Genomic DNA, 24,929 nt, shown 5'->3' with positions numbered 1-24,929 from the left:
AACGGCCCTTACTCCTTCAGCCGCCAAGTCGCGCCGGTCGGGCCGTCCATGACCACGACGTTCAGCGCCGTCAGCCGGTCGCGGATGCGGTCCGCCTCGGGCCAGTTCTTGTCCGCCCGCGCAGTCACCCGTTCGGCCAGCAGGGTCTCGACCTCTGTCTTAAGAGCGTCGTCGGCCCCGCCCTCGAACCATGCGTCCGGGCTGGCCAGCAAAACGCCCAGAATTCGGCCGCACGCCATCAGCTCCGCCTTGGCGATGCCGACCGCCCTGTGATCGCCGGCCGTCATGGCCCGTTCGATCTCGCTGGACAGGGCGAACATGGTCGCCATCGCGCCCGGCGTATTCAGGTCGTCAGAGATGGCTTCGAGGAACTCCGGCGACGGCATGTCGCCCAGAGCATCCACACCCTCCGCCCGACGCAGCGCGCCGTAGAGCCGGTCCAGGTTTTTCCGCGACTGGTCCAGCAGCGACTGGTTCCAGTCCAGCGGCTGACGATAGTGGGCGCTCAGCAGGGCCCAGCGCACCACCTCGCCCGGGATCGCCTGCACCAGGTCGTGCAGCAACAGGACGTTGCCGATCGACTTGGACATCTTCTCCGCATCGACGGTCAGGAAACCGTTGTGCATCCAGTAGCGGCTGTATTCGTCGTGGGCCGCCTCGCCGTGCGCGTGACCGTGGGCGCAGACGCCCTGGGCGATCTCGTTCTCATGGTGCGGAAAGACCAGGTCGATGCCGCCGCCGTGGATGTCGATCGGCAGGCCAAGCGTCTTCTCGATCATGGCCGAGCATTCGATATGCCAGCCGGGCCGTCCCTCGCCCCAGGGCGACGGCCAGGACGGCTCGTCGGCCTTGGACGGCTTCCACAGGACGAAGTCGTGGGGATTCTTCTTGTAGGGGGCGACCTCGACGCGGGCGCCGGCGATCATGTCGTCCAGGTTCCGCCCCGACAGGGCGCCGTAGGACGGATAGCTCGACACATCGAACAGCACATGGCCCTCGGCGGCATAGGCGCAGCCCTGATCCACGATCTCGCCGATCTGTTTGATGATCGCGTCCATATGGTCGGTGACGTGCGGCGCGATGTCCGGCGGCGAGACGTTCAGCAGCCCCATGTCGGCCAGATAGGCGGCCTCGTAGCGGGCCGTGACCTCACCGATCGGCACGCCTTCCTTGAAGGCCTTCGCGTTGATCTTGTCGTCCACGTCAGTGACGTTGCGCGCATAGATGACGCTGTCGGCGCCGTACTCACGCCGCAGCAGGCGGACAAGGACGTCGAACACCACGGGCGGGCGGGCGTTGCCGATGTGGGCGTAGTCATAGACCGTCGGTCCGCAGACATAGAGCGTCACCCGTTCCGGGTCCCGGGGGACGAAGGCGCGCTTTTCGCGACGCAGGGTGTCGTGCAGGTACAGTGTCATTTGATCGCGGTGCAGTCGGTTTTCTTGCGGGACGGGCCCAGCGTCCCATATAGCCGTGTCGACGCGGCGAATAGCCGACGTCATCGAAAAGGGAGAGCGACGCGCGTCAAACCGGAACCTTCGTTCCGGCGCTACTGGTCGCTTAGAAAACACTTCATGGACGCCAACGCCTCCAGACCGACCCTCGTCGGCAACGATCATCTGTCCCGCCCGACCCGCGAGGAGGCCCTGGCCGCCGTGCGCACCCTGATCGCATGGTCGGGTGACAATCCGGATCGGGAAGGCCTGCTGGACACGCCCAAACGGGTGGTCGACGCCTACAGCGAATGGTTCGAGGGCTATGCGGCCGATCCGGCCAAGGAACTGAGCCGCACGTTCGAGGACGTGCAGGGCTATGACGACATGGTGCTGCTGCGCGACATCGAGGTCGAGAGCCATTGCGAGCACCACATGGCCCCCTTCCTCGGCAAGGCCTATGTCGCCTACCTGCCCACCGAGAAGGTGGTCGGCATCTCCAAGATCGCCCGCGTGGTCGAGATCTTCTCCAAGCGTCTGCAGACGCAGGAGACCCTGACCCAGGAGATCGCCAAGGCTCTCGAGGACAACCTCAACCCGGCCGGCGTCGCTGTCCTGATCGACGCCGAGCACCAGTGCATGACGACCCGCGGCGTGCATCACCGCCACGTCTCGACCATCACCACCCGCTTCACCGGGGCCTTCAAGTCGGACCCGGCGCTGATCGAGCGCTTCCTGAAGCTGGCCAAGGGCTGACCGATAAATCCTCCTTCGCCCACGGCGGAGGAGGATTTCTCCCCGTTCGGGCGAAAACCACGCCCTGGGAACCGACTTCCTTCCGAGACCGCTTTACAAGCCTCGCGGCAGACGCCAAGAAACCGTCCGAACCGTAACGCGTCGCTCGCGCCCCGCGCCCGAGCCTCCATGGAGAATCAACGCATGGGCTCCAAGCTCGCAGGTCCCGCCGGCCAGGGTGGCAAGACCATCTCCCAGAACGCGGACATCAACGTCACGCCGTTCGTCGACATCATGCTGGTGCTGCTGATCATCTTCATGGTCGCCGCGCCGCTGGCCACCGTGTCCATCCGCCTCGACCTGCCGCCGGCAACGCCGCCGACCGGCGAAGAGCCGAAGGAACCGGTCTACATCACCATCCAGGAAACCGGCTCGATCTTCATCGCCGAGCAGCAGACCACGATCGAAACCCTGGCGGTGGACGTCTGCGCCGCGCTGGGCGGCGGTTCGCCGGCCTGCCAGGAAGAGCGCGTGTTCGTCCGCGCCCAGCCGGAAGTGAAGTACAACGCCTTCATGGAAGTCATGAACGACCTGCAGAAGAACGGCTTCTACAAGGTCGGCCTGCTCAACGAAGACATCGAATAGGCTTTTCGCCTCTTCACACCGATCAGGGCCGCGTCTCGAAAGAGACGCGGCCTTTTTCATTTGCGCGACGTGAGCCTAGGGTCGGCGACATGACTCCCGCAGACCTCCGCGCCCTCGTACTGACCTTCCCGGAAACGGAAGTCGGCACGACCCACGGCAAGCCGTCGTTCAAAGCAGCGGGCCGATTCTTCACGCGGCTTCGGCCCGAGGACGACAGCGTCGTGGTCTATGTCGACAGTCAGGATCATCGCGACATGCTGATGGAGGCCGAACCCGCGACCTTCCACATCACCGACCACTATCGGGGCTATCCGATCGTTCTGGCCCGTCTGGCCTCGGTGGATCCGGTCTGGCTGCGCAAGACCCTGGAAAAGCGCTGGCTGAAGATCGTGCCGAAGTCGGTGTCGAAGACCTTCAGTCCCGCCCCTTGACCTGACGCCGCGTCATCGTGCCACGTTCGTTTCCAAACAGGACGGACTGGCCGTGGACACTCCCGAACTCATTTCCCGCGATCTGACGACCGAGGCGGCCGACGGCTATCGGCTGGCGCTGAGACTGATCGCGCCGGCGAACCCCGTCCATGCGGTGCTCGTCACCTCGGGCACCGGTTTTCCGATGGGCTTCTACGAGAAGTTCGCCCGGCATCTGGCCGCGAACGGCGCCGCGGTCCTGCTTCATGACATGCGCGGGATCGGCGGATCGCGTCCCGACGATCTGGCGACCCTGCAGATGACCTATGCGGACTGGGGACGGCTCGACATGCCGGCGGCCCTGGACGCGCTGGTCGCCGCCTATCCGGACCTGCAGGTCTCCCACGTCGGCCATAGCGTCGGCGGGCATTTCGCCGGCTTCATGCCGAACCACGTCCGAATCGCCCGGCATGCGTTCGTCGCCGTGGGCTCGGGCTACTGGGGCGACCATTTCCGAAGCTACAATCCCGTCGAGATCGTCTTCTGGTGGGTCTTCGGCCCGTGGAGTCTCGCCCGTCACGGCTACATCAAGAGCGGCAAGCTGTGGCGCGGCGCCGACCTGCCGCGTGGCGTCTTCCTGCCCTGGCGACGCTGGTGCCACGACCCTCGATATTTCGCGGATCGCCTTGGCAAGGAGCTCCGGCCCAACCATTTCACAGAGGTCACGGCGCCGATCCGGTCGTGGATCTTCACCGACGATCCCATCGCCAATCAAAGGACCGCGCCGTGTATGCTGGAGGTCTATCCGAACGCGCCCGGCGAGTTGGTCGTCCGCGACCCGGCCGACTATGGCGTGGCCCGGATCGGCCATGAGGGGGCGTTCCGGCGGGGACTGGAGCCGCTCTGGGACGAGATTTCCGGCTGGTTGACCGGTCCGTAGCTGGCGCCGCCGCGTTCGCCTCCCATATCCGGCCTCCCCCGAACCCTGGCCGGAGCCGCCCGATGTCCGAACAATTGTCCCTGACCATCGACGGCCTGACAATTCCCCAGCTCGGATTCGGCACCTGGCAGCTGGAACCTGCAGACGCGCGGCGCATGGTCGCCGAGGCCCTGCGCATCGGTTACCGCCACATCGACACAGCCTGGATCTACAAGAACGAGGCCGCCGTCGGCGACGGCATCCGCGACGCGATCGAGGCGGGCGTGGTCGCGCGGGACGACATCTGGCTGACGACCAAGATCTGGGTCGCCCATTTCGAGCACGACGCCCTGCTGCGTCAGGCCGGGGAATCGGCGGCCAGCCTGGGCTTCACGCCTGACCTGTTGCTGCTGCACTGGCCCAAGACCACGCCCACCTTCGCCGAGACGCTGGGGGCGCTCAACGAGGCCAGGGACAGGGGGCTGACCCGTTCGATCGGCCTGTCGAACTTCCCCTCGGGTCAGTTCCGCGAAGCGCAGCGCCTGTCGCCGGCGCGCCTGGTTACCAACCAGGTGGAATACCATCCCTATCTGTCGCTGAAGACCCTGCGCGCCACGGCCGCGGACCTCGGCTCCTCGATCACCGCCTGGTCGCCGCTCGCCCAGGGCAAGATCGCCGACGACGCCGTCATCGGCGAGATCGCCCGCGCCCACGGCAAGTCCAGCGGCCAGGTCACACTGCGCTGGCTGGTGCAGCAGGGCGTCATCGCCATTCCTCGCACGATGAAGGTCGAACGCGCCGCCGAGAATTTCGACATCTGGGACTTCCAGCTCTCGGACGAGGAGATGGCCCGGATCCACGCCCTGGCCCGTCCCGACGGCCGTATCGGCGACTGGCTCGACAAGGACTTCACCTGGGACCAGGATTAGACCCGGACGCAGCGCTCAGACTGCGCGGAGGTCACCCATGGGCTCTGTACACGGCTTCCCAGGCATCGATCCGCAGGATGCGGCCATCGGCGCCCGCCTGAAACGCTGGCGAGAACACCGCGGCGTTGACATCGACGCCGTGGCCGCCGCCCTGAAGATCACCCCCGAAGAGGAGCGCCGCGCCGAGGCCGGCCGCGCCCACCTGACCTCGCTCCAGATCGCAGCGGCCACCAATCGCCTGCGCCTGCCGATGTGGGCCCTGGTCTCAGACACGCCGGCCTACTGATGCTCCAGAGGATGCACGGCGCCGCGCGGGGCTGGCGCATCCTGTTCGCCATCGTCGGCTGGGCGGGCCTGACCGCACAGTACCTGCTCCTGCTGCAGGCCGGGACACGGTCGGTCCTCGGCTCGACGATGGTCTTCTTCAGCTATTTCACGATCCTGACCAATGTGGTTGTCGCCCTGGCCCTGACCGCCCCGGCCCTTTTTCCCGACAGCCGCCTCGGCCGCTGGACGGCGAGCGAGGGAGTCCGCGCCGCCGTGGCCATGTACATCGCCGTCGTCGGACTGATTTATCACACCCTGCTGGACGCGACCTGGAATCCGCAGGGGCTGCTGTTCTACGTCAACCAGGTCCTGCACACGGTGATGCCGATCGCCTTCGTTCTGGACTGGCTGCTGTTCGTGCCGAAGGGACGGCTGCGCTGGATCGATCCGGTCAAGTGGCTGGCCTATCCCCTGCTGTACGGCCTCTGGACCGTGATCCATGGCCAGCTGATCGGCTGGTATCCCTACTGGTTCATCGACATCGGCGAGCTCGGCTGGGAACAGGCGGGCGTGAACTTCGCAGCCCTGCTCGTCTTCTTCCTCGTCCTCGGGCTTGTCGTCGCGGCGATCGATCGCGGCCTGAGCGCGCTCGGCAAGGGTGACAGTTCCCTCACGCCGTCCTAATCGGGCGACATGGCCTACAAATCCCTGCGCGACTTCATGGCCCAGCTGGAGGCCTCGGGCGAGCTGGTCCGCGTGTCGGAGCCCGTCTCCACCGTGCTGGAGATGACCGAAATCCAGACCCGACTGCTGAGGAACGGCGGCCCGGCGGTGCTGTTCGAGAAACCCGTCATGCCCGACGGCTCCATCAGCCCGATCCCGGCGCTCGCCAACCTGTTCGGCACCGTCAAACGCGTCGCCATGGGGGTGACGCTCGACAAGAAGTCCCGCACCACGGCCGCCGAGTTGCGCGAGGTCGGCGAACTGCTGGCCTTCCTCAAGAACCCGACCCCGCCGCGCGGCCTCAGCGACGCCATGGACATGCTGCCCCTGGCCCAGTCGGTGCTCGCCATGCGCCCCAAGGTGGTGAAGTCGGCCCCGGTCCAGGACATCGTGCTCAAGGGCGACCAGATCGACCTCGGCAAACTCCCCATTCAGACCTGCTGGCCCGGCGAGCCCGCGCCCCTGATCACCTGGGGTCTGGTGGTGACGAAAGGTCCGTCCAACGACCGCGAGGACGACTTCAACCTCGGCATCTACCGCATGCAGGTGCTGGGCAAGGACAGGGCCATCATGCGCTGGCTGGCCCACCGCGGCGGGGCCCAGCACTACGCCCGGCACAGGAAGGCCCGCCCGACCGAACCCCTGCCCTGCGCCGTCGTCCTTGGGGCCGATCCGGGCACGATCCTCGCCGCCGTGACGCCGGTTCCGGACACCCTGTCGGAATACCAGTTCGCCGGCCTGATGCGCGGCGCCAAGGCCGAGCTGGTCGCCTGCAAGACCGTGCCCCTGATGGTCCCGGCCCAGGCCGAGATCGTGCTGGAGGGCCACGTCCTGCTCGACGAGCACGCGCCCGAAGGCCCCTACGGCGACCACACCGGCTACTACAACTCGGTCGAGACCTTCCCGGTCTTCCAGGTCAGCGCCATCACCATGCGCCGCGACCCCGTCTATCTGACCACCTTCACCGGCCGCCCGCCGGACGAGCCCAGCGTGCTGGGCGAGGCGCTGAACGAGGTCTTCATTCCCCTACTGCGGGCCCAGTTCCCCGAGATCACCGACTTCTGGCTGCCGCCCGAGGGCTGTTCCTACCGCATCGCCGTGGTGTCGATGAAGAAGGCCTATCCCGGCCATGCCAAGCGGGTGATGCTGGGCGTCTGGAGCTATCTGCGCCAGTTCATGTACACCAAGTGGGTCATCGTCGTGGACGACGACATCGATGCCCGCGACTGGAAACAGGTCATGTGGGCCATGGCCACCAAGATGGACCCGGCCCGCGACATCACCCTGATCGAGAACACCCCGATCGACTATCTCGACTTTGCCAGTCCCGAGAGCGGCCTCGGCTCCAAGATCGGCCTCGACGCCACCGACAAATGGCCGCCCGAGACGAAGCGCGAATGGGGCGAGGAAATCCGCATGGATGCAGGCGTGGTCGAGCGGGTGTCAGCGATGTGGGACACGCTCGGATTGCCGGGTGACGGAACGCCGATCTGGAAATAGGGTGGCCGCCTGATCGCGCTTGGGAGGGCCGGTATTGGGCGCGTTCGAGATCTTTTTCAGCTTCTACGCCCTGATCCTCGGCCTCGCCGTGGTCGAGGTCCTGTCCGGCGTCCTGAAGGTGGTGCGCACCGAGAACCGGCCAAGGATCGGCGTTCTGACGCCCTTGCTGACGATCTGGGTTCTCATCGACCTCGCGAACTTCTGGGACGGCGCCCAGTACGACACTCGCGAGGGCGTCGTCGGCTACGCCAAGATCCTGCTGAGCCTGATCGTCGCCTGCATCTATTACGTCGCCGCGGGGCTGATCTACCCGGACAAGGTCGGCGAAACCGACGATCTGGATGATCACTACGATCGCCGCAAGCGACTCGTCCTTGGCGGAATCGTTACGGCTAACGTCATCGGGGGCCTGCTTCTTCCACTCGTCGGGCCGGATCGGGACACGTTCCTGGCGTTCTTCGCCTATCCCGGCATGGTCTTGATATTCTTGGCGGTCACCTTCTTTCCTCTGATCCTCCTTCCCATCCAGAACCGCCGGATCAATGCGCTCCTGCTAGTGTTCATGATCGCCTGGTATGTGACCGCCGGTCTGAATTTGTGGGTACTGCTCGGTCTGGCGCCGGGCATGCCCGAGCCGGTTTGAGATGAACGCGTTCGAGTTCTTCTTCACCTTCTACGGCCTGATCATGGGTCTGGCCGTGGCCAACGCCGCCGGCGGATTCGGGGCCATGTGGCGCGACCGGCACGATCTGCAGATCGGATGGTGCGTGCCCCTGCTCAGCGCGCTGATTCTGTTCAGCGCCGTCGGAGTCTGGCTGGCGGCCTGGAGCGGCGCCGGAACGCAAATCATCAACCAGATTCAGCTGTTCGCCGCCCTGGGCGTCGCCGTGCCCTACGTCTTCATCAGCGTCGCCATGTTCCCACGGGATGCGAGCGGAGGTCGGCTTGATGCGCACTACATATCCCATTCCCGCTCGCTGATCGGCGCGGTGATGGTCAGTCGCCTGACAGCGTTGCTGATGAATCTCTCCGATGGCGACCATCCCGGCCTGTTCGACCTCGCGACGAGCCTGGTTCCCCAGTGGACGGTGCTCATCGTGCTGTTCTTCTGGCGGAACCTGCGCGCCCACCAGATCGGCCTGACCCTGCTGGCGGCACACACCCTGTGGCGCGTCGCTCTCTGGAGTCCCTCGTAAGCCGTCAGTCCGGATAAAGCGCCGCCAGCCGTTCAGCCATGCGGCGCATCGCCGACCTCAGGTCAGGCGGGGCCAGCACCTCGGCCTCCGGACCCAGCCGCAAGAAGTCGCTCGCGGCATGCTCGACCGACTCGATCGGAGCGGTCACCTCGACCCAGGCGCCGGCCGCCGGCGTCTCGGTTCCCGCCACGATCGCCGCATAGGCCGAGCCCAGCCGCCTCAGCCGCCGCAATCCTTCGGCCGTCAACCTCAGCCGCGCCTCGCCGGTGAACAGTTCGGCCTCGAACCTGGCTGAGGTCGCCGCCCACCAGGCCGCCAGGTCGAAGCCCTCCGGCCGCTCAAACCCGTCTCCACTGACCTCCAGCGCAAGGATGTTCGACACGCGGTAGGTCCGGGAACCTGCCTTCGCCTCGCCCGCCGGCCGTGCCGCCAGATACCAGACGCCGCCCTTCAGGATCAGGCCCAGCGGCTCCAGCGTCCGCTCCACCGGCCCGCTCCAGCGCTCGTAACGCACGGAGATCCGCCGCTGACCCCAGACGGCCTGGGCCAGTTCCGGGAGGTGTTCGCCGCCCGTCTCGCCCTGGTACCAGCCCGAGGGATCAAGGTGGAACCGCCCGGCCATCCGCTCGGCCGCCGCCTGCCGCTCGGGCGGCAGGGCGGCCAGCAACTTCAACTGCATCGTCATCAGGGCCTCGGAGAAGCCCATCGCCGCCGCCGGTCCTGCCAGCCCGCCGAGGAACAGGGTCTCGGCCTCGGCGTCGGTCAGCCCTGTCAGCCGGGTGCGATAGCCGTCCAGCAGCTGGAACCCGCCCTCGCGGCCCCGGTCGGCATAGACGGGCGCCCCGGCCGCGCTCAGCTGGTCGATGTCGCGATAGATGGTCCGCACCGAGACCTCGAACTCGGCGGCCAGGGCGCTCGCCGTCGTCCGTCCCCGGGTCTGGAGTATCAAGAGGATCGACAACAACCGGCTCTGGCGCATCTCGTGACCCTAGCGGATTAATCCTGACATCCAATGACAGGTTACCCGGCCTATCCCTGCGTCCTCTCCGCAGGAGTTCCTACATGACCGTCCCCTACCCGCCCGCCGTCCACGACTTCGATTTCCTCCACGGTCACTGGACCATCGCCAACCGGCGGCTGAAGACGCGCGGCGTGGGGGCGGATGACTGGGACGTCTTCGCTTCAACCGCCTTCTGCGAGCCGCGCCTCGAGGGCCTGGTCAATGTCGAGCAGATCTCGTGCCACGAGCGCGGCTGGACCGGCATGTCCCTGCGCAGTTTCGACCTTGAGCACGGCGTCTGGGCGATCTGGTGGATCAGCACTGCCAACGGCCAGCTGCAGCCGCCGGTGCGCGGGCGCTTCCGCGATGGCGGCTGCGTGCTGGAAGGTCCCGACATGGACGGCGAGCGCCCCATCCTCGCCCGCTACATCTGGTCCGACATCGAGCCCCGCACCGCGCGCTGGACCCAGACCTTCTCCTACGACGCCGGTGCGACCTGGGAAGACAACTGGATCATGGACTTTACGAGGACCACCCAATGAGCCCCGCCGTCATCGAACTGCGCCAGCATAGGCTCCACCCTGGCTGCCGGGATGAACTGATCGCCCGGTTTGAACGCGAGGTCTTGGAGACCCGGGAGGTCGAGGGCATCGACCTGATCGGCCATTTCGTCGACCTCGACGATCCCGACAGGTTGGTCTTGCTGCGCTGCAATCCAAAATGTGTCGGCATTGCGATTTTCGCATGACAGGGCGGTAATCTTGCGGATAGCGTCACCGCTTCTCATCCGGAGCAGCCTCATGAAGTTCGCCGCCGTCGCCCTCGCCATCGTTCTGGCCGCACCCGTGGCCGCCTCCATCCCCGCGACGGCTGAGGCTCAGGTTCTGGCCGGCCGCGGCGGAGACACCCGCCGTCTGCGCGAGGCGCCCCGCCCCGCCCTGACCCCCCGCGAGGAAGACCGTCTGTTCGAGGCCGAGGAAGCCGTCTTCGAACTGCAGGCCCAGATCGAAACGCTTGAGGACGTGGCCGCGCCGACCCCGGAACAGATCGCCAGCCTGGAAGATCTGCGCGAACAACTCGAGGACGAACAGGGCACCGTCGACCGCCTGACGCGCAAGCGCAACCGTCGCGGCTGATCGTTGGACCGGGGGTGACCGCCCCGGTCGCCAGCGCTAGCGTCTCCTGGAGCAAAGGTCGGGGGACCCGGTGAGCGCGTTCGAATTTTTCTTCAGCTTCTACGGCCTGCTGCTCGGCCTGTCGGTCGCCGAACTGGTCGGCGGCTTCTCCCGCGTGCTGCATGAGCGTCAGCGCGTGCGGTTCGGCTGGCTGACGCCGCTGCTGGCCCTGTTCGTCGCCATGGATGTTGCGACCTTCTGGAGCCAGGCCTGGACCATTTTCCGCGGTGCGCCGTTCAACCTGGCCCTGCTGTTCGTGGGTCTGGTGGTGGCATCCACCTTCTACGTCGCCGCCAGCGTGACCTTCCCCCGCGTGACGGCGGAGGGCGTCGAACAGCGCATCGACCTCAACGAGCATTTCTGGGCGCATCGGCGGCTGATCTTCACCTGCATCCTCGCGGCCAATCTGATCGTCGTCACGATCTTCATCAGCCTGATGCTGGCGGACGCGGGGTTCACCAGCCTGTCGTCACCGCGACTGTGGATCGGGTTCACGGTGTTCAGCCTGGGTACGGCGATCGCAGCCTTCGCGCCGTGGCGGCGCGTCGCTGTCGGCGCCCTGATCGTGCTGATCGCCTACAGCATCTTCAATGTCGCGCGGTCCGCCGCCGTCCTGTTCGCAGCGGGCGGATGGTCGCTGCCGACCGGGAGCTGAAATGGACGCCTTCGAGTTCTTCTTCAGCTTCTACGGGCTGATCCTCGGGCTGTCGGTGGCCGAGGTGATCACCGGCCTGGTGCGGGTGTTCAAACAGCGTCAAAGAATTCGTATCGGCTGGCTGACACCGATGCTGGGCCTGTTCGTGCTTCTGGACATCACCAGCTTCTGGGCCAACGCCTGGGGCAACATGCGTAGCCTGGAAGTCAGTTATCGCCTGCTGATTTTCGGCCTCGCGATCGCAGGCATCTACTACGCGGCGGCTTCCCTGGTCACTCCGGACGATCCGGAGGAGTGGCCTGATTTCGACGTCTTTTACGACCAGCATAAACGCTACGTGATCGGGGGCGTCTGGATAGCGAACCTGCTGGCTTTTGAAGTCATTCCCGCCGTTGTCGATCCCTCCGGCTACATCAAGGCCGTGGCCGCCCCTACGGTCTGGGCGTCGATGGCTGTGTCCAACGCGATGCTCCTGGCGCTCTTCGTCATCAAGAATCGCCGCATCAATATCGGCCTGCTCGGCTTTGGGCTCGTCATGTATGGGGTGACCGCTGTGTTATACTGATCCGGCTTGCCAGCCCGGATCGGACGGCGGATGAACAGGTATGCGCACCGTCCTCATCCTGACCGCCCTCGCGGTCCTCGCGAGTCCCGCCATGTCCCAGTCCGTCCCCAACAGCGCCCCCTGGGACCAGCCGTTCCTGCCGCCGGCGCTGGAATGGAACGGCGCCAGCCGGGCCCTGATTGCCGACGCGTCGAACCCGTGGATCACCGATTTCGAACGCGATCCGGCGCATGACTTCAGCCCCGACTACGCCGCGACGCGCGCGTGGTTCGACCGGCTGGACGCGGCGTCCGAGCTGATTCGCATCGAACAGTTCGGCGTCTCGCCCGAAGGCCGACCGATCTACGCCGTCATCGCCTCGAAGGACGGCGCGACCCTCGACCCCGCCAAGCCCGTCCTGCTGGCCCAGGCCGGCATCCATCCCGGCGAGATCGACGGCAAGGACGCGGGCATGATGCTGCTGCGCGACATGGCGTTCGGTTCGAAGGGCGACCTGCTGGACCACGCCAATCTGGTCCTGATCCCCATCCTGTCGGTCGACGGCCATGAGCGCGCCTCGGCCTACAGCCGCCCGAACCAGCGGGGGCCCCGCATTCAGGGCTGGCGCAATACCGGCACCAACCAGAACCTGAATCGCGACTTCCTGAAGCTGGACCAGCCGGAGATGCGGGCCCTGCGGACCTTCATCAACGGCCTGAAGCCCGACCTCTATCTCGACATCCACGTCACTGACGGCATGGATTACCAGTACGACGTCACCTACGGATTCAACGGCGAGTTCGACGCCTTCAGCCGCTCGCCGTCGAGCGCGCGCTGGCTGGATACGGTGTTCAAGCCTGCGATGAACCAGGCGCTGGAGGCCGAAGGCCACATCCCCGGCCCGCTCGTCTTCGGCATCGACGACCAGAACCCGCGGGCGGGTCTGAACGACGGCGGTCTCGGCGAACGGTTCTCCAACGGCTGGGGCGACGCAGCCCACGTTCCGACCATCCTGATCGAAAACCACAGCCTGAAGCCCTATGAGCAGCGCGTGCTGGGCACCTACGTCTTCCTGGAAGCGTCGCTGCGCATTCTCGCCGGGAACGTCTCGCCCCTGCGCGCAGCGATTGCCTCCGACCGTGATCTGCGCCCGGCCGAGGTGCTGGCCAACTTCGGGTCCGATCCGGTCCCGCACCAGACCCGCGCCTTCAAGGGCGTGCTCTATGAGACCTGGGACAGCCCCGCCTCGGGCCGTCAGGAAATCCGCTGGCTGGGCCGCCCCGATCCGGAGTTATGGCAGGTGCCCTACTACGGTTCGCGCGCAGGCATCCGTCTGCGCCGCCCGACGGCCTACTGGGTCCCGGCCTATCGCACAGACCTGATCGAGCGCCTGCGTATCCACGGCCTGACCATGGAAACGCTGGACGCGCCGCGCACCGTTCCGGTCGAGATGCTGCATCTCGACAACCCGACCCTTTCGCCCCGCCCCAACGAGGGCCACGTCCAGGCGACCGTCACCGACGTCACGGCCGAACGCCGCGACTGGACCTGGGCGCCCGGCTCCGTTCGCGTACCGACGGACCAGCCGCTCGGCGACATCGCCGTCCTGCTGCTGGAGCCGCAATCCAGCGAGAGTTTCTTCGCCTGGGGCATGTTCCCTGAGGTGCTCAGCCGCGTCGAATATATCGAGGGCTACGCCATCGCCCCCCTGGCCGAGGCCATGATGGCCGCCGATCCGGCGCTGAAGGCCGAGTTCGAGGCCAAGGTCGCCGCCGAGCCCGCGTTCGCCGCCAACGGCGATGCGCGTTTGGCGTGGTTCTATGAGCGAACCCCGTTCTATGATGACCGCTACCGACTCTATCCGGTCGGACGGGAGGACTAGAAGATGGACGTGCTCACTGACATGACCTCGGCCCAGGCCACCGCTCTGTGGAGCGGCCTGATGATCCTGTGGCTGATGTATCTCGGCATCCGGGTCGCCCTGGCCCGGCGCAGCAACAAGGTCCTGCTCGGCGACGGCTCCAATCCGACAGTCCTGCTGGCCAGCCGCGTGTTCGGCAATGCGGCCGAATACACCCCCATCGCCATCGGGGCCCTGGCCGTCCTGACCCTGCTGGGGATGCCGTCCTACGTGCTGCACGTCCTCGGCGGCCTGCTGTTTCTCGGCCGGCTGATTCACGGCTTCGGTCTGAGCAACAAGAAGGTCACCGCCGGCCGGGTCTTCGGCATGGTCCTGACCTGGACGCCCCTCATCGCGGCCGGCGCCATGCTGATCGTCCACGCCTTCGTCGGCACGCCGCACGGTTAGGGGCGTTGCGGGGGGAGCGTCGGTCCGCCATATCGGGCCATGCCTGACAGCCTTCCCGCTTCCGACCTCTTGAACGATATCGTCGCCGCCGCCCTCCGGGCAGGAGCCGACGCCGCAGAGGCCGCCACCGCCGAACGCGCCTCCCTGTCCGTCGGCGTCCGCAACGGCGCCCTGGAGGACGTCGAGCGCGAGGAGAGCCGCGACCTGGGCCTTCGGGTCTTCATCGGCCGGCGCCAGGCGACGGTCTCCGCGTCGGACCTGTCGGCCGCAACCCGCGAGCGTCTCATCGAACGCGCCGTCGCCATGGCCCGGCTGGCTCCGGAAGACCCCTGGGCCGCCCTGGTCCCGACTGCCGAACTGGCCCGCGGCCCCTTCCCCGACCTTCAGCTGTCGGACCCGTCCGAGCGCACCGCCGCCGAGCTGGAACAGGTGGCCCGCGAAGCCGAGGCCGTGGCCCTCGCCGTGCCCGGCGTCTCCAGGTCCGAAGGCGGCCACGCCGGCACGGCCTCCAGCCGCTGGCGTCTGGTCACCTCCGAAGGCTTCGACGGCGCCTACGCCACGACCGGCTTCTCGCTCGGCGTCGGCGTCATCGCCGAGAAGGACGGCGCCATGGAGCGCGGCGGCGAGAGCCGTTCGACCCGCTGGCTGGCTGACCTTCCCGGCCCCGACGGCATCGGCGCCGAGGCCGGTCGCCGTGCGGTCGAGAAACTGGGTCCCCGCAAAATCGCCTCGACCACCGCCCCGGTGATCTTCGAGCGCCGCGTGGCTGCGCAGGTCCTGTCGCCCCTGCTCGGCGCCATCTCAGGCCCCTCGATTGCGCGCGGCCAGTCCTTCCTGAAGGATCGGATGGGCGAACAGGTCCTGCCCAGGGGCCTAGGCCTGATCGACGACCCGTTCCGCATCCGGGGCATGGCCTCCACCCCGTTTGACGACGAGGGTTCGCCGGTCGAGCGTCGCAACCTCGTAGACGACGGCGTCCTGACCACCTGGCTGCTGAACTCGGCCGCCGCCGCCCAGCTGGGGCTGAAGACCACCGGCCACGCCTCGCGCGGCCTCGTCGGCCCGGCCGGCGTCCAGACCCACAACCTGCATTTGACGCCTGGCGAAGCTGACCTGAACGGCCTGATGACCCAGGCGGGGACCGGCCTCGTCGTCACCGGCATGTTCGGCCCGTCGCTGAACGCCAACACCGGCGACTGGTCCGCCGGGGTCTCGGGCCTGTGGTTCGAGAACGGCGAGATCGCTTATCCGGTCAGCGAGATCACCGTCGCCGGCAACCTCGTCGACCTGTGGACCCGCCTCGTGCCCGGATCGGACCTGGAGTTCCGGGGCGGGTTCAACAGCCCCTCCCTGCTGTTCGACGATGTGGCCATCGCCGGCAAGTGATGCAGCATGGCTCTCAAGACCGGGCCGCCGATCTCGCCCTGATCAGGGAGGCGGCCCTCGCAGGCGGCGCCTTGGCCGAGGCCGAGCGCGATCGCGGCCTGAAGATCACCCACAAGGATGGCGGCTCGCCCGTCACCAACGCCGACATCGCCGTCGACGCCATGTTGAAGGCCCGGCTTCTGGCCGCCCGCCCCGACTACGGCTGGCTGTCCGAAGAGACCGCCGACACACCCGACCGCCTGTCGCGCCGCCGCCTGTTCGTCGTCGATCCCATCGACGGCACCGTCGCCTTTCTGAAGAACCAGCCCTGGTGGTGCATCCCGATCGCCGTCGTCGAGGACGGTCGGCCCGTCGCCGCCGTCATCCACGTCCCCGCCACCGGGGAAACCTATGAGGCGACCCTGGGCGGCGGCGCTCGCCTGAACGGCCGTTCGATCTCCGCCTCCGACGTCGATGCGCTCGACGACGCGGCTGTACTTGCCGACGCGCGTCTGATGGAGGGACCCCAATGGCCCGAGCCCTGGCCGCCGATGCGCTATGAAAAGCGCAACGCCCTCGCCTATCGCATGGCCCTGGTCGCCTCGGGTGCCTTCGACGCCGCCATCGCCCTGACGCCCAAATGGGACTGGGACGTCTGCGCCGGCGCCCTGATCGCCGGCGAGGCGGGCGCTAAAGTCACCGATCACCACGGCCATCCCTGGCTGTTCAATCGCCCGGACCCGCGTCAGGCCAGCCTCGTCTGCGCCGCACCGGCCCTGCACCCGTTGATCCTGAGGCGTACAGCGCCTATCCCGCTGGCGACCTGATCCTCGCCCTCCCGGACACGCCCCATGACCGACGCCCCGAACGCCTCCGATCCCCAGTTGCTTCACCTCGTGATCGGCGGAGAGTTGCGCCACCTCGACGCCCCGGTCTTCCGCGACCTGTCCAAGGTCGAGTTTGTCGGCGCCTTCCCCAACTACGCCGAGGCCAAGGCCGCCTGGAAGGCGCGCGCCCAGGCCACCGTCGACAACGCCCACATGCGCTTCTTCATCCTGCACGCCCACCGCATGATCGACCCGCGCGGCGAGGCCTGATCGTCGCACGCGGAACCATGGCCGGGACGCAGACGCTCTTAAGGTCTAGGCTGCGCTGACAAAGGAGCGCTCGACATGATCCCGACCCTGATCGTTCTGGGCCTGCTGGCGCTGGGCGTCGGCATCGTCGCCTTCGCCACGCGACGGCCTGCGACCCGACAGGACATCGTCGTCGACAACGATACCGCCTGGAACGAACCGATCACCCCGGCTAACGCCGCCCCGGTGGAGGCCGATCCGTTCGCCCACGCGCCCGTGCTGACGCCACCTGCGGGAGCCGACCCGGCCCCGGCCGACGCCATTCCTGCGGAGCGCCCTTTGTGACCGTGTTCGGCACGACTCTCGACGGCGCCCAGATCGCGGCCCTCGTCGGACTTCTGGCCACCCTGGCCCTGTGGCTGATCGTGCTCGGCCGCGAGCGCGGCTATGCGAAGTGGTTCCGCCAGTGGGAGGCCGACCGCAAGGCCCGGCTCGACGCCCAGAACGGCGCCACCCCGGAACAGAAGCGCGACCCGACCGGTCCCTGGGGCTGAAGCCTATTCCCGCCTGAGCAATTTCTCGGTCAGCAGGGTCCCCCACCAGTTGGCGCGGAAATCCTTGCGCATCGCCTGGGGGTCGTAGGCGTCCGACTCGACCCATTCCATGAAGCCCACGCCCGTCGGCTCAACCTCGTCGACGTAGGTCTCGAGGAAGTGGTCCAGCACGCCGGTCAGCCCCTCGCGGCTGTGCAGGTATTTCTTCGACAGTTCGCTCATTGCCGTCGAGATCGGCTCGCCGAGATGGAAGTGGCGATAGAAGACAGCCATCAACCCCGCCCGGTCCGCGCCTGACTTGCAGTGGATCAGCACCGGATACTCGATCGACTGGAACAGGTCCCGCGCCCGGCGCACCCGATCCTTGCCCGGCGGGTCCCGCGAATCGAGGGGCGCGTCGATCAGGGTCAGCCCCAGCCGCTCGCACGCCGCCTTCTCCAGCCAGTAGTAGCCCTCATCCCGCTCGCCTCGCAGGTTGATAACGGTCTTGATGCCCCGTTTCGCCCAGCCCTCCAGCTGACGCGGCGACGGCTGGTTGGTCCGCACCAGGTCCGGCCCCAGCCAGTGGGCGTTGGAAAACGCCAGACGCAGGAAGGCGTGGTCGTTCCAGAAGAAGTCCCGCTCTGCCGCCCGCCGCCCGGCCTCCGTGCTCACATCGAAACGCGTCATGCCGTCAGACATAGTGGGGGCGACAGCCGACGTCATCCCGTGCAGGATCATCGCCGACCCATCGTCCCGCCGGAGTGTCTTCCATGCGCCTGAGCCCGATCGCCCTGATTCTTGCGCCGTTCGCGCTCGCCGCCTGCTCCCCGGCGGCGGAGCCTGCCTCCGCACCGGTCGAAACCGAGGCGACCGCCGCCCCCGCCGCACCCGCCGCGCCCGCGACGCCCGCCGACGATCCGGCTCTTGGAGCAGCGATCGCGACCTTCCTCGCCGAGGACGCGGCCTCCAGCCGCACCGTCGTCCGCGTCGTCGGAGAAGGCGAAGGCCGTATCGCCCTGGTTTATCTGGTCGGGATGAACTGGTGCGGATCGGGTGGCTGCACCCTTCTGATCTTGCGTCCGGGGCCCACAGGTTGGGAACCGCTCGGCAACCTCGTCACGCTCGTCAGCAACCCCGTGCGCGTTCTGACGACCTCGACCAACGGCCTGCCCGACATCGGTGTCACCGTCTCGGGCGGCGGCGGCCCCCCTGCCTATGAGGCCAAGCTCTCGTTCGACGGCCGGTCCTATCCGCGCTTCCCGTCCGATGAACCCCTGGTCGGCGCCGAGGGAACCGTGGTCATCACCGACGACGACCTCCCGCCTCCTTCCGAGTGATCCCTTGACTTGAGGGGCGGGGCGTCCGACCTCGGGCGGATGACTTCGCCCGTCCCGACCGTTCCGCAGGAGGACGCCGCCTCGCGCCCCCTGATCGGCCGCATCTGGCGCGACTACCTGTCCCGGCGCAAAGCCGTGCTGGTCCTGTCGATGATCTGCGCCGCGATCGCGGGCCTCAGCGCCGCCACGGTGCTGCAACTGCTCCAGCCCGCCATCGACGGAATGTTTCTCGGCCAACCGGTAAAGGTGGCGGGTCTGTTCGTTGTACCGCCGCAGCATGCGCTGGTCGCCATCCCGGCCATCATCGTCGGCATCGGCCTGATCTGGACGGCGGCCTCGCTCGGCCAGGCCGCACTCGTCAATCGTCTGGGGCACGGCATCGTCGGCGATATCCAGGTGCGACTGTTCGGCTCCATGATCCGAGCCGACCTGGCGCGGCTACGCAGCCAGCATTCCGGAGCCTTCGTTTCCAGCGTCCTGTTCGACGCCAACCTGGTTCGCGAGGCCTTCACCAGCGGCGTCGTCAACTACACCCAGCACGGCCTGACCCTGATCGCGGTGCTGATCTTCATGGCCTGGTCCGACTGGCGGCTGACGGCCATAGTACTGCTCGGCGCGCCGCTGATCGCCTATGTCATCCAGCGTTTCGGCAAACGGATGCGCAAGGCCACCACCGGCGCCATGGTCGAGACGGAGAACCTCTCCACCGCCCTGATGGAGAACCTGGACGGCGTCCGTCTGATCAAGATCGAAAATCGCGAAGCGGCCGAGGAAGCGCGCGTCGCCGAGGTCGTCGGCCGCCGCCAGCGCCACGTCATCAAGTCCGCCGACTCGAGAGCCTTCGCCGGTCCCTTCTCCAACCTTGTCGCCATGCTCGTGGTCGCCGCCGTCATGGCCTATGCCGGCTGGCAGGCGCGCCACGGCCAGATGACGGTCGGCGCCTTCGCAGCCTATGTCGGCCTGTTGATGTCCGCCGGCCAGTCGTTGCGCCAGGTGACCAACCTCCAGACCGTCATCGCCGAGGGCATGACCGCCGCGCGCCGTCTGTTCGGCTCGCTCGACATCGACCCCGAGATCCGCGAGGCGACCGCGCCCAAGGCCCTGCCGCCCGGCCCGGCGACCCTCTCGTTCGACGACGTGTCGTTCGGCTATGGCGCCGCGTCTCCAACGATCACGGAGGTATCCCTGACCGTCGCGCCGGGAGAAACGGTCGCCCTCGTCGGTCCGTCAGGCGGCGGCAAGTCGACCCTGCTCAGCCTCCTGCCGCGCTTCTACGACGTGACCTCGGGCAAGGTGACGATCAACGGCGTCGATCTGCGCGACCTCAGCCTGTCGGACTTGCGCGCCCGTATCGCCCTGGTGACCCAGGAGCCTTTCCTGTTCGACGACACCATCGCGGCAAACATCGCCTACGCCCGCCCCGAGGCCACGCCGGAACAGATCGCCGAGGCCGCCCGCTCCGCCGCCGCCCACGACTTCATCACGGCCCTGCCCGAGGGCTATCAGACCCGCGCCGGAGAGGGCGGCATGCGCCTGTCGGGCGGCCAGCGGCAGCGGATCGCCATCGCCCGGGCCTTCCTGAAGGACGCGCCCATCCTGCTGCTCGACGAGGCCACCTCGGCCCTCGATACCGAGAGCGAAGCCTTGGTCCAGGCCGCGCTGGAGCGGCTGATGACTGGCCGCTCAACGTTGATGATCGCTCACAGACTGTCCACCGTCCGGCATGCGACCCGTATCGTGGTGCTGGAGGCCGGCCGGATCGTCGAGAGCGGTAGCCACGCGCAGCTGGTCCGCAAGGGCGGGCTGTACAGCCGACTCGCCAAGCAGCAGTCGCTGGACGGAACGCCCGCCGTCGCCACGGTCGCCTGACGTGAGACCGCTCCGGAACCCTGTTCTTCAGACCGTCCTGTCCTGGATCCTGGCCGGATGGATGAAGATCTGCTTCGCGACCATCCGGTGGACCTACGAAGGCCGGGAGCACGCAGACAAGGTTTGGGCTGACGGCGGCGGTGTCGTCTGCGTCTTCTGGCATTCGCGCATCGGTCTCGCCCCCGCGTCTTGGGATTTCACGCGAGCTCAGCCAATCAAGGCCATGATTTCACTCAGTCAGGACGGTGAGTTCATCGCCAAGGCCGTCGCCTTGCTGGGCTTCCCGGCGGTGCGCGGTTCGTCCGCCAACAAGGACAAGGCCGAAGCTGCCAAGGGCGGTTCGCGCGCGCTCCGCGATGGCCTCAAGCAACTGAAGATCGGCGCCCTTGCCATCACACCCGACGGCCCACGCGGCCCGGCCCGCATCATGGCCGAGGGCATGCCCCTGATGGCCCGGATGTCCGGCGCGCCGGTCCTGTTCATCGGCGCGAGCTGCAGTCCGGCCATTCGCCTGAACAGCTGGGACCGCGCCGTCCTGCCCCTCCCCTTCAGCCGCGGCGCCATCGTCTACGACATCGCAAGCTTTCCGGAAGGCGCCGCCATCGCCGACCTCATTGGCCCGTGGACGGACCTGCTGACGGGCGTGGAGGCGCGCGCCGATGCGATCACCGGGCTGGAACGCGTTTGACCCTCCCCCTCCTCGCCTACCGCCTGCTCACGCGGGCGCTTGAGCCCTTGGCCCCGCGTCTGCTCGACGCCCGGGTCAAGCAGGGCAAGGAAGATCCGGTTCGCGTCGATGAGCGCCTCGGCGTCGCCGGTATTGGCCGACCCGAGGGCGATCTGATCTGGCTGCACGGCGTCAGCGTCGGCGAGACCCTGTCCCTGCTGCCCGTGGTCGAGCGGTTCGTGAAGGCCCGCCCCGACCTGACCATCCTCGTGACCTCCGGAACGGTCACTTCGGCCGAGCTCCTCGCCCGCCGGTTGCCGCCCGGCGTGATCCATCAGTTCGCGCCCGTGGACGCCCCCGGGGCCGTCGCCGCCTTCCTCGACCACTGGAGCCCGTCGCTGGGCGTCTTCGTCGAGTCCGAACTCTGGCCCAACCTGATCCTCGCCGCCCGCGACCGGGAGGTTCCGCTGGCCCTCGTCAGCGCCCGCATCACCGAAAAGACCGCCGATGGCTGGGCGCGGTTCCCGGCCTCCGCCCGCGAACTGCTCTCCGCCTTCCGGGTTGTGATGCCACAGGACGACACCTCGGCCGTCCGGCTGCAAAACCTCGGCGCCCATGTCGACGGCCAGGTGAACCTGAAGCTTTCCGGCGCGCCCTTGCCCCACGACGCCTCGGCCTTCACCAGCCTCAGCGCCGCCATCGGCGACCGGCCGGTCGTCGTCGCCGCCTCGACCCACGAGGGCGAGGAGATCGCCATTGTCCGCGCCCTCGACCATCTGGCCGAGCGGCTGTGCCTGATCCTTGTTCCCCGCCACCCTGAGCGCGGTTCAGAGGTCGCCACCGCCCTGACCCGCGACGGCTATCGCTTCGCCCTGAGGTCCCGCGGCAGCCAGCCGAACGCCGAGACCGACATCTATGTCGCCGACACCCTGGGCGAACTGGGCCTGTTCCTGCGGCTGGCCGACGTGGTGGTCATGGGCGGTTCGTTCGGCTCCTTCCTCGGGCGCGAGCCCTGGGGCGGGCACAATCCGCTTGAGCCCGCGCGTCTGGCCAGGCCCGCCGTCGCCGGCCCCGACGCCTCCAACTGGCAGGCCGTGACCGCCGATCTCGTCTCCGCCGGAGGCCTTCAACTCGTCGCCACGCCCGGCGACCTGCCCGGCGTCGTGGCGCCCCTGCTGAACGATCCCGCCGCCGCCCGCGCCATGGGCGAGCGCGCGCGCCGGGCTGCCGCAGACGTCGGCGCCGGTCTCGACCGCCTGTGGGATGCGCTCCAGCCGCTTCTCCCGCCGAAGCCACGCCAATGAAGCTTTCCACGCCCCGCTGGTGGTATCAGCGCGACGGCCGCCACGGCCGCGTCGCCCGCACCCTGTTTAAGCCCGTGTCCTGGATCTGGGGCGCCGCCACCGCCCGCCGCATCGCCCGCGCCACGCCGGTCGATGTCGGCATCCCCGTCATCTCGATCGGCAATCTGACCGTGGGCGGCTCCGGAAAGACCCCGGTCGCCCGCGAAGTCCTGAGCCTTCTGCATCGACGGGGCGTGAACGCCCACGCCCTGTCGCGCGGCTACGGCGGCAGACTGGCCGGTCCGCTCCTCGTCGATCCCGCCGTCCACACCGCCGCCGATGTCGGCGACGAACCCCTGATGCTGTCCGGCGACGCGACCGCCTGGATCGCGGCCGATCGGGTGGCGGGGGCTCAGGCCGCCGTCGCAGGCGGCGCCCAGGCCCTCGTCCTCGATGACGCCCACCAGAACCCAGCCCTGAAGAAGACGCTCAGCCTCATCGTCGTCGACGGCGAGACGCGCGAAGACGAATGGCCGTTCGGCGACGGCTCGGTCTTTCCCTCCGGTCCGATGCGCGAGCCGCTGGCCGCCGGCCTCGCCCGCGCCGACGCCGTGGTGGTCCTGCTGCCGGCCGACAGTCCGCCCGCAGATCCTGAACTGCTGACCATCTTCGGCGCCCTGCCGACCTTCATCGCCCGCCTGGAGCCCGCCAGTCCGCCCCCGCCCGGCCCCCAGGTCGGTTTCGCCGGCATCGCCAAGCCATGGAAGGTCGAGCGGTCCCTGATCGCCGCCGGCTGCGATCTGAAGGACTTCGCGCCCTTCCCGGACCACGCCGAATACCGGCCCGAAGACCTGGCCTTCCTCGCCGACCGCGCGGCCGTGTTCGACGCCGGTCTGGTCACCACCGAAAAGGACTGGGTCCGCCTGCCTCCCGACTGGCGGACCCGTGTGGTCTCATGGCCCGTCGCCGCCCGGTTCGAGGACGAGGCGGGCTTCGCAGCCTTCCTGGCTCAGTCGTTGCGGTAGACCACCCCGCCCTTCATCACGAAGGCCATCTGCTCCAGCGTCGTGACGTCGCTCAGGGGGTCGCCCTCGACCGCCACGATGTCTGCGGGGCGGCCCGGCGCGATCAGACCGGCCTGGTCAGCGACGCGCAGATGCTCGGCCGCCACGACCGTCGCGGCCTGGATGGCTTCCAGCGGCGTCATCCCCGCCTGCACCAGAAGTGCGAACTCCTGGGCGTTGTCGCCATGCGCCGAGACGCCCGTGTCGGTCCCGAAGGCGATCCGCACGCCGCCGGCGTGCGCCCGCCGCGCCATGTCGAGCATCTTGGGACCGGCTTCCAGAGCCTTGGCCGTCTGGGCGGGGGTGAAGAAGTTGGTCGGGCTCGACGCCACCCGCGCCACGAAGTCCCCCGCCAGCAGGGTCGGGACCAGATAGACGCCCTCGCGGCGGAACAGCCGGATCGACTCGTCGTCCAGATAGGTGCCGTGCTCGATCGAATCCCCGCCGGCCCGCAGGAAGGCGTTGATCCCGTCCACACCGTGGGCGTGGGCCGTCACCTGACGCCCCATCCGGTGCGCCACCTCGACGATGGCGGCCAGTTCGGCGTCGGTGAACTGCTGGGCAAGGCCCGCCGCCGTGTTCGACAGCACGCCGCCGGTCGCGGTGATCTTGATGATGTCGGCGCCCGACCGCACCTGGGTCCGCACCGCACGCATGCAGTCCTCCGGGCCCGAGCAGACGCTTTCTGACGACAGCAGGTGCATGATGTCGTCGGTATAGCCGTTCACGTCGCCATGCCCGCCGTGGATCGAGACGGACGAGCCGGAGGCGATGATGCGCGGACCCGGCACGTCGCCGCGCCGGATCCCGTCGCGCAGGGCGAAGATCGCGTCGTTGCTGGCGCCCAGGTCCGCCACTGTCGTGAACCCGGCCATGAGAGTCTTCCGCGCGAACCCCGCGCCGATAATGGCTCCATCCGCCGAGTCCCGGGTCACCGCGTCCAGTCGCCCGGTCGGGCTCTGCTGCGAGGTCAGGTGAACGTGGCTGTCGATCAGGCCGGGAAGGACGAAGGAATCGCGCAGGTCGACGACGTTCGCACCCTCGCCGACGAAGCCGTCGCGGATTTCCGTAATCTGGTTCCCTACGATCACGAGAGTTTTATCTCGCAGCACAACACCGCTCTCGGGGTCCGCCAGAAGCCGCCCCGCCTGAACGAACGTCGTTTCCCCGTTCGCGGGAAAAGCCTGTGAGGCGGGGCCCTGCTGCGCCTGCGAAGGCGTGGCGAGCGCGAAAACGGCGGCGACCGCGAGTGCGACGAACTTCATAAACCTCTCCCTGATACTGTGCCGTCAC

At 67.8% G+C, this 24,929-nt stretch carries 31 protein-coding genes; 27 read left to right on the top strand and 4 right to left on the bottom strand.

Translation table 11 applies throughout. From position 1 onward, the window contains the following. Positions 1-8: 8 nt before the first annotated feature. Positions 9-1,418 carry a cysteine--tRNA ligase gene (gene cysS, locus ACW17Y_RS06915; protein ID WP_492038029.1) on the bottom strand — a complete coding sequence of 470 codons (1,410 nt, stop codon included), beginning with the start codon at positions 1,416-1,418 and terminating at the stop codon, positions 9-11. A gap of 156 nt (positions 1,419-1,574) precedes the next feature. Here cysS and folE point away from each other — a divergent pair, with 156 nt between their 5' ends. From folE to ACW17Y_RS06865, 10 genes are all read left to right on the top strand, one after another. Beyond that, positions 1,575-2,189, top strand: coding sequence for a GTP cyclohydrolase I FolE (folE, locus tag ACW17Y_RS06910; RefSeq protein WP_492038028.1), 615 nt, complete (start codon positions 1,575-1,577; stop codon positions 2,187-2,189). Between the two features lie 183 nt (positions 2,190-2,372). After that, complete coding sequence (locus ACW17Y_RS06905) at positions 2,373-2,813, top strand: biopolymer transporter ExbD (RefSeq protein WP_492038027.1); 441 nt, start codon at positions 2,373-2,375, stop codon at positions 2,811-2,813. A gap of 89 nt (positions 2,814-2,902) precedes the next feature. Further along, positions 2,903-3,244 (top strand): MmcQ/YjbR family DNA-binding protein, encoded by a 342-nt coding sequence (locus tag ACW17Y_RS06900; protein ID WP_492038026.1) that lies wholly within the window; start codon positions 2,903-2,905, stop codon positions 3,242-3,244. Positions 3,245-3,296: 52 nt separating this feature from the next. Further along, entirely contained in the window at positions 3,297-4,163 is an 867-nt protein-coding gene (locus ACW17Y_RS06895; protein WP_492038025.1) for an alpha/beta hydrolase family protein, read from the top strand. A gap of 62 nt (positions 4,164-4,225) precedes the next feature. After that, positions 4,226-5,071, top strand: coding sequence for an aldo/keto reductase (locus ACW17Y_RS06890; RefSeq protein WP_492038024.1), 846 nt, complete (start codon positions 4,226-4,228; stop codon positions 5,069-5,071). A gap of 37 nt (positions 5,072-5,108) precedes the next feature. Next, a complete protein-coding gene (locus ACW17Y_RS06885; RefSeq protein WP_492038023.1) occupies positions 5,109-5,357 on the top strand; it encodes a helix-turn-helix domain-containing protein in 249 nt (82 codons plus the stop codon). Next, positions 5,357-6,022, top strand: a complete 666-nt coding sequence (locus ACW17Y_RS06880) for a Pr6Pr family membrane protein (protein ID WP_492038022.1) — start codon at positions 5,357-5,359, stop codon at positions 6,020-6,022. The genes ACW17Y_RS06885 and ACW17Y_RS06880 overlap by 1 nt, the downstream gene beginning before the upstream one ends. Before the next feature lie 9 nt (positions 6,023-6,031). Next, entirely contained in the window at positions 6,032-7,561 is a 1,530-nt protein-coding gene (locus ACW17Y_RS06875; protein WP_492038021.1) for a UbiD family decarboxylase, read from the top strand. Between the two features lie 34 nt (positions 7,562-7,595). Next, the gene (locus tag ACW17Y_RS06870) at positions 7,596-8,204 is read left to right on the top strand and encodes a hypothetical protein (RefSeq protein ID WP_492038020.1); all 609 of its coding nucleotides are present in this window, start codon (positions 7,596-7,598) and stop codon (positions 8,202-8,204) included. 1 nt (position 8,205) lies between these two features. Further along, a complete protein-coding gene (locus ACW17Y_RS06865) occupies positions 8,206-8,757 on the top strand; it encodes a hypothetical protein (protein WP_492038019.1) in 552 nt (183 codons plus the stop codon). 4 nt (positions 8,758-8,761) lie between these two features. Here ACW17Y_RS06865 and ACW17Y_RS06860 read toward each other — a convergent pair whose 3' ends face one another. Then, on the bottom strand, positions 8,762-9,718 hold the full coding sequence (locus ACW17Y_RS06860) for a helix-turn-helix transcriptional regulator (protein WP_492038018.1): 957 nt from the start codon (positions 9,716-9,718) through the stop codon (positions 8,762-8,764). 101 nt (positions 9,719-9,819) lie between these two features. Between ACW17Y_RS06860 and ACW17Y_RS06855 the strand changes: the two genes are divergently transcribed. The 12 genes from ACW17Y_RS06855 (at position 9,820) to ACW17Y_RS06800 (ending at position 17,434) form a co-directional block, all read left to right on the top strand. Then, complete coding sequence (locus ACW17Y_RS06855) at positions 9,820-10,299, top strand: DUF1579 domain-containing protein (protein WP_492038017.1); 480 nt, start codon at positions 9,820-9,822, stop codon at positions 10,297-10,299. Then, the gene (locus tag ACW17Y_RS06850; RefSeq protein WP_492038016.1) at positions 10,296-10,505 is read left to right on the top strand and encodes a hypothetical protein; all 210 of its coding nucleotides are present in this window, start codon (positions 10,296-10,298) and stop codon (positions 10,503-10,505) included. Before ACW17Y_RS06855 ends, ACW17Y_RS06850 begins: the two co-directional genes overlap by 4 nt. A 52-nt stretch (positions 10,506-10,557) precedes the next feature. Further along, complete coding sequence (locus tag ACW17Y_RS06845; protein ID WP_492038015.1) at positions 10,558-10,893, top strand: hypothetical protein; 336 nt, start codon at positions 10,558-10,560, stop codon at positions 10,891-10,893. A gap of 70 nt (positions 10,894-10,963) precedes the next feature. Further along, entirely contained in the window at positions 10,964-11,587 is a 624-nt protein-coding gene (locus tag ACW17Y_RS06840) for a hypothetical protein (protein WP_492038014.1), read from the top strand. 1 nt (position 11,588) lies between these two features. Continuing rightward, a complete protein-coding gene (locus tag ACW17Y_RS06835) occupies positions 11,589-12,152 on the top strand; it encodes a hypothetical protein (RefSeq protein WP_492038013.1) in 564 nt (187 codons plus the stop codon). A gap of 40 nt (positions 12,153-12,192) precedes the next feature. Further along, entirely contained in the window at positions 12,193-14,013 is a 1,821-nt protein-coding gene (locus ACW17Y_RS06830) for a M14 family metallopeptidase (RefSeq protein ID WP_492038012.1), read from the top strand. 3 nt (positions 14,014-14,016) lie between these two features. Next, positions 14,017-14,439 carry an MAPEG family protein gene (locus ACW17Y_RS06825; RefSeq protein ID WP_492038011.1) on the top strand — a complete coding sequence of 141 codons (423 nt, stop codon included), beginning with the start codon at positions 14,017-14,019 and terminating at the stop codon, positions 14,437-14,439. 39 nt (positions 14,440-14,478) lie between these two features. Further along, the gene (locus ACW17Y_RS06820; RefSeq protein ID WP_492038010.1) at positions 14,479-15,825 is read left to right on the top strand and encodes a TldD/PmbA family protein; all 1,347 of its coding nucleotides are present in this window, start codon (positions 14,479-14,481) and stop codon (positions 15,823-15,825) included. After that, positions 15,825-16,631 (top strand): 3'(2'),5'-bisphosphate nucleotidase CysQ, encoded by an 807-nt coding sequence (locus tag ACW17Y_RS06815; RefSeq protein ID WP_492038009.1) that lies wholly within the window; start codon positions 15,825-15,827, stop codon positions 16,629-16,631. Before ACW17Y_RS06820 ends, ACW17Y_RS06815 begins: the two co-directional genes overlap by 1 nt. Before the next feature lie 24 nt (positions 16,632-16,655). Beyond that, positions 16,656-16,901, top strand: coding sequence for a DUF4170 domain-containing protein (locus ACW17Y_RS06810; protein ID WP_309627613.1), 246 nt, complete (start codon positions 16,656-16,658; stop codon positions 16,899-16,901). Between the two features lie 75 nt (positions 16,902-16,976). Further along, a complete protein-coding gene (locus ACW17Y_RS06805; protein ID WP_492038008.1) occupies positions 16,977-17,225 on the top strand; it encodes a hypothetical protein in 249 nt (82 codons plus the stop codon). Positions 17,226-17,227: 2 nt separating this feature from the next. Then, positions 17,228-17,434, top strand: coding sequence for a hypothetical protein (locus ACW17Y_RS06800; protein ID WP_492038007.1), 207 nt, complete (start codon positions 17,228-17,230; stop codon positions 17,432-17,434). A 3-nt stretch (positions 17,435-17,437) separates the two neighbouring features. Here the strand turns inward: ACW17Y_RS06800 and ACW17Y_RS06795 are convergent, their stop codons facing one another. Continuing rightward, positions 17,438-18,103: a protein tyrosine phosphatase family protein gene (locus tag ACW17Y_RS06795; RefSeq protein ID WP_492038006.1), complete on the bottom strand. Its 666-nt coding sequence runs from the start codon at positions 18,101-18,103 to the stop codon at positions 17,438-17,440. Between the two features lie 83 nt (positions 18,104-18,186). Between ACW17Y_RS06795 and ACW17Y_RS06790 the strand changes: the two genes are divergently transcribed. The 5 genes from ACW17Y_RS06790 to lpxK all read left to right on the top strand — a co-directional run bounded on the left by ACW17Y_RS06790 (position 18,187) and on the right by lpxK (position 23,597). Beyond that, entirely contained in the window at positions 18,187-18,753 is a 567-nt protein-coding gene (locus tag ACW17Y_RS06790) for a COG3650 family protein (protein ID WP_492038005.1), read from the top strand. 39 nt (positions 18,754-18,792) lie between these two features. Continuing rightward, complete coding sequence (locus ACW17Y_RS06785) at positions 18,793-20,622, top strand: ABC transporter ATP-binding protein (protein WP_492038004.1); 1,830 nt, start codon at positions 18,793-18,795, stop codon at positions 20,620-20,622. 223 nt (positions 20,623-20,845) lie between these two features. Beyond that, positions 20,846-21,310, top strand: a complete 465-nt coding sequence (locus ACW17Y_RS06780) for a DUF374 domain-containing protein (protein WP_492038003.1) — start codon at positions 20,846-20,848, stop codon at positions 21,308-21,310. Then, positions 21,307-22,593, top strand: a complete 1,287-nt coding sequence (locus ACW17Y_RS06775; RefSeq protein ID WP_492038002.1) for a 3-deoxy-D-manno-octulosonic acid transferase — start codon at positions 21,307-21,309, stop codon at positions 22,591-22,593. The genes ACW17Y_RS06780 and ACW17Y_RS06775 overlap by 4 nt, the downstream gene beginning before the upstream one ends. After that, positions 22,590-23,597, top strand: coding sequence for a tetraacyldisaccharide 4'-kinase (lpxK, locus tag ACW17Y_RS06770; protein ID WP_492038001.1), 1,008 nt, complete (start codon positions 22,590-22,592; stop codon positions 23,595-23,597). Before ACW17Y_RS06775 ends, lpxK begins: the two co-directional genes overlap by 4 nt. Here lpxK and ACW17Y_RS06765 read toward each other — a convergent pair. Beyond that, on the bottom strand, positions 23,582-24,901 hold the full coding sequence (locus ACW17Y_RS06765; RefSeq protein WP_492038000.1) for a metal-dependent hydrolase family protein: 1,320 nt from the start codon (positions 24,899-24,901) through the stop codon (positions 23,582-23,584). The genes lpxK and ACW17Y_RS06765 overlap by 16 nt on opposite strands. Between the last annotated feature and the right edge of the window lie 28 nt (positions 24,902-24,929).

The sequence above is a fragment of the Brevundimonas sp. AVps7 genome, assembly GCF_058681545.1.
This window is presented reverse-complemented; position numbering and strand designations above follow the sequence as displayed.

What these genes read in the sequence shown, in the direction of transcription:
- cysS (WP_492038029.1), bottom strand. Translation starts at nt 1,418, where the DNA reads ATGACACTGTACCTGCACGACACCCTGCGTCGCGAAAAGCGCGCCTTC.
- folE (WP_492038028.1), top strand. Translation starts at nt 1,575, where the DNA reads ATGGACGCCAACGCCTCCAGACCGACCCTCGTCGGCAACGATCATCTG.
- ACW17Y_RS06905 (WP_492038027.1), top strand. Translation starts at nt 2,373, where the DNA reads ATGGGCTCCAAGCTCGCAGGTCCCGCCGGCCAGGGTGGCAAGACCATC.
- ACW17Y_RS06900 (WP_492038026.1), top strand. Translation starts at nt 2,903, where the DNA reads ATGACTCCCGCAGACCTCCGCGCCCTCGTACTGACCTTCCCGGAAACG.
- ACW17Y_RS06890 (WP_492038024.1), top strand. Translation starts at nt 4,226, where the DNA reads ATGTCCGAACAATTGTCCCTGACCATCGACGGCCTGACAATTCCCCAG.
- ACW17Y_RS06885 (WP_492038023.1), top strand. Translation starts at nt 5,109, where the DNA reads ATGGGCTCTGTACACGGCTTCCCAGGCATCGATCCGCAGGATGCGGCC.
- ACW17Y_RS06880 (WP_492038022.1), top strand. Translation starts at nt 5,357, where the DNA reads ATGCTCCAGAGGATGCACGGCGCCGCGCGGGGCTGGCGCATCCTGTTC.
- ACW17Y_RS06875 (WP_492038021.1), top strand. Translation starts at nt 6,032, where the DNA reads ATGGCCTACAAATCCCTGCGCGACTTCATGGCCCAGCTGGAGGCCTCG.
- ACW17Y_RS06865 (WP_492038019.1), top strand. Translation starts at nt 8,206, where the DNA reads ATGAACGCGTTCGAGTTCTTCTTCACCTTCTACGGCCTGATCATGGGT.
- ACW17Y_RS06855 (WP_492038017.1), top strand. Translation starts at nt 9,820, where the DNA reads ATGACCGTCCCCTACCCGCCCGCCGTCCACGACTTCGATTTCCTCCAC.
- ACW17Y_RS06850 (WP_492038016.1), top strand. Translation starts at nt 10,296, where the DNA reads ATGAGCCCCGCCGTCATCGAACTGCGCCAGCATAGGCTCCACCCTGGC.
- ACW17Y_RS06845 (WP_492038015.1), top strand. Translation starts at nt 10,558, where the DNA reads ATGAAGTTCGCCGCCGTCGCCCTCGCCATCGTTCTGGCCGCACCCGTG.
- ACW17Y_RS06835 (WP_492038013.1), top strand. Translation starts at nt 11,589, where the DNA reads ATGGACGCCTTCGAGTTCTTCTTCAGCTTCTACGGGCTGATCCTCGGG.
- ACW17Y_RS06830 (WP_492038012.1), top strand. Translation starts at nt 12,193, where the DNA reads ATGCGCACCGTCCTCATCCTGACCGCCCTCGCGGTCCTCGCGAGTCCC.
- ACW17Y_RS06825 (WP_492038011.1), top strand. Translation starts at nt 14,017, where the DNA reads ATGGACGTGCTCACTGACATGACCTCGGCCCAGGCCACCGCTCTGTGG.
- ACW17Y_RS06820 (WP_492038010.1), top strand. Translation starts at nt 14,479, where the DNA reads ATGCCTGACAGCCTTCCCGCTTCCGACCTCTTGAACGATATCGTCGCC.
- ACW17Y_RS06815 (WP_492038009.1), top strand. Translation starts at nt 15,825, where the DNA reads ATGCAGCATGGCTCTCAAGACCGGGCCGCCGATCTCGCCCTGATCAGG.
- ACW17Y_RS06810 (WP_309627613.1), top strand. Translation starts at nt 16,656, where the DNA reads ATGACCGACGCCCCGAACGCCTCCGATCCCCAGTTGCTTCACCTCGTG.
- ACW17Y_RS06805 (WP_492038008.1), top strand. Translation starts at nt 16,977, where the DNA reads ATGATCCCGACCCTGATCGTTCTGGGCCTGCTGGCGCTGGGCGTCGGC.
- ACW17Y_RS06795 (WP_492038006.1), bottom strand. Translation starts at nt 18,103, where the DNA reads ATGACGCGTTTCGATGTGAGCACGGAGGCCGGGCGGCGGGCGGCAGAG.
- ACW17Y_RS06790 (WP_492038005.1), top strand. Translation starts at nt 18,187, where the DNA reads ATGCGCCTGAGCCCGATCGCCCTGATTCTTGCGCCGTTCGCGCTCGCC.
- ACW17Y_RS06785 (WP_492038004.1), top strand. Translation starts at nt 18,793, where the DNA reads ATGACTTCGCCCGTCCCGACCGTTCCGCAGGAGGACGCCGCCTCGCGC.
- ACW17Y_RS06780 (WP_492038003.1), top strand. Translation starts at nt 20,846, where the DNA reads ATGATTTCACTCAGTCAGGACGGTGAGTTCATCGCCAAGGCCGTCGCC.
- lpxK (WP_492038001.1), top strand. Translation starts at nt 22,590, where the DNA reads ATGAAGCTTTCCACGCCCCGCTGGTGGTATCAGCGCGACGGCCGCCAC.
- ACW17Y_RS06765 (WP_492038000.1), bottom strand. Translation starts at nt 24,901, where the DNA reads ATGAAGTTCGTCGCACTCGCGGTCGCCGCCGTTTTCGCGCTCGCCACG.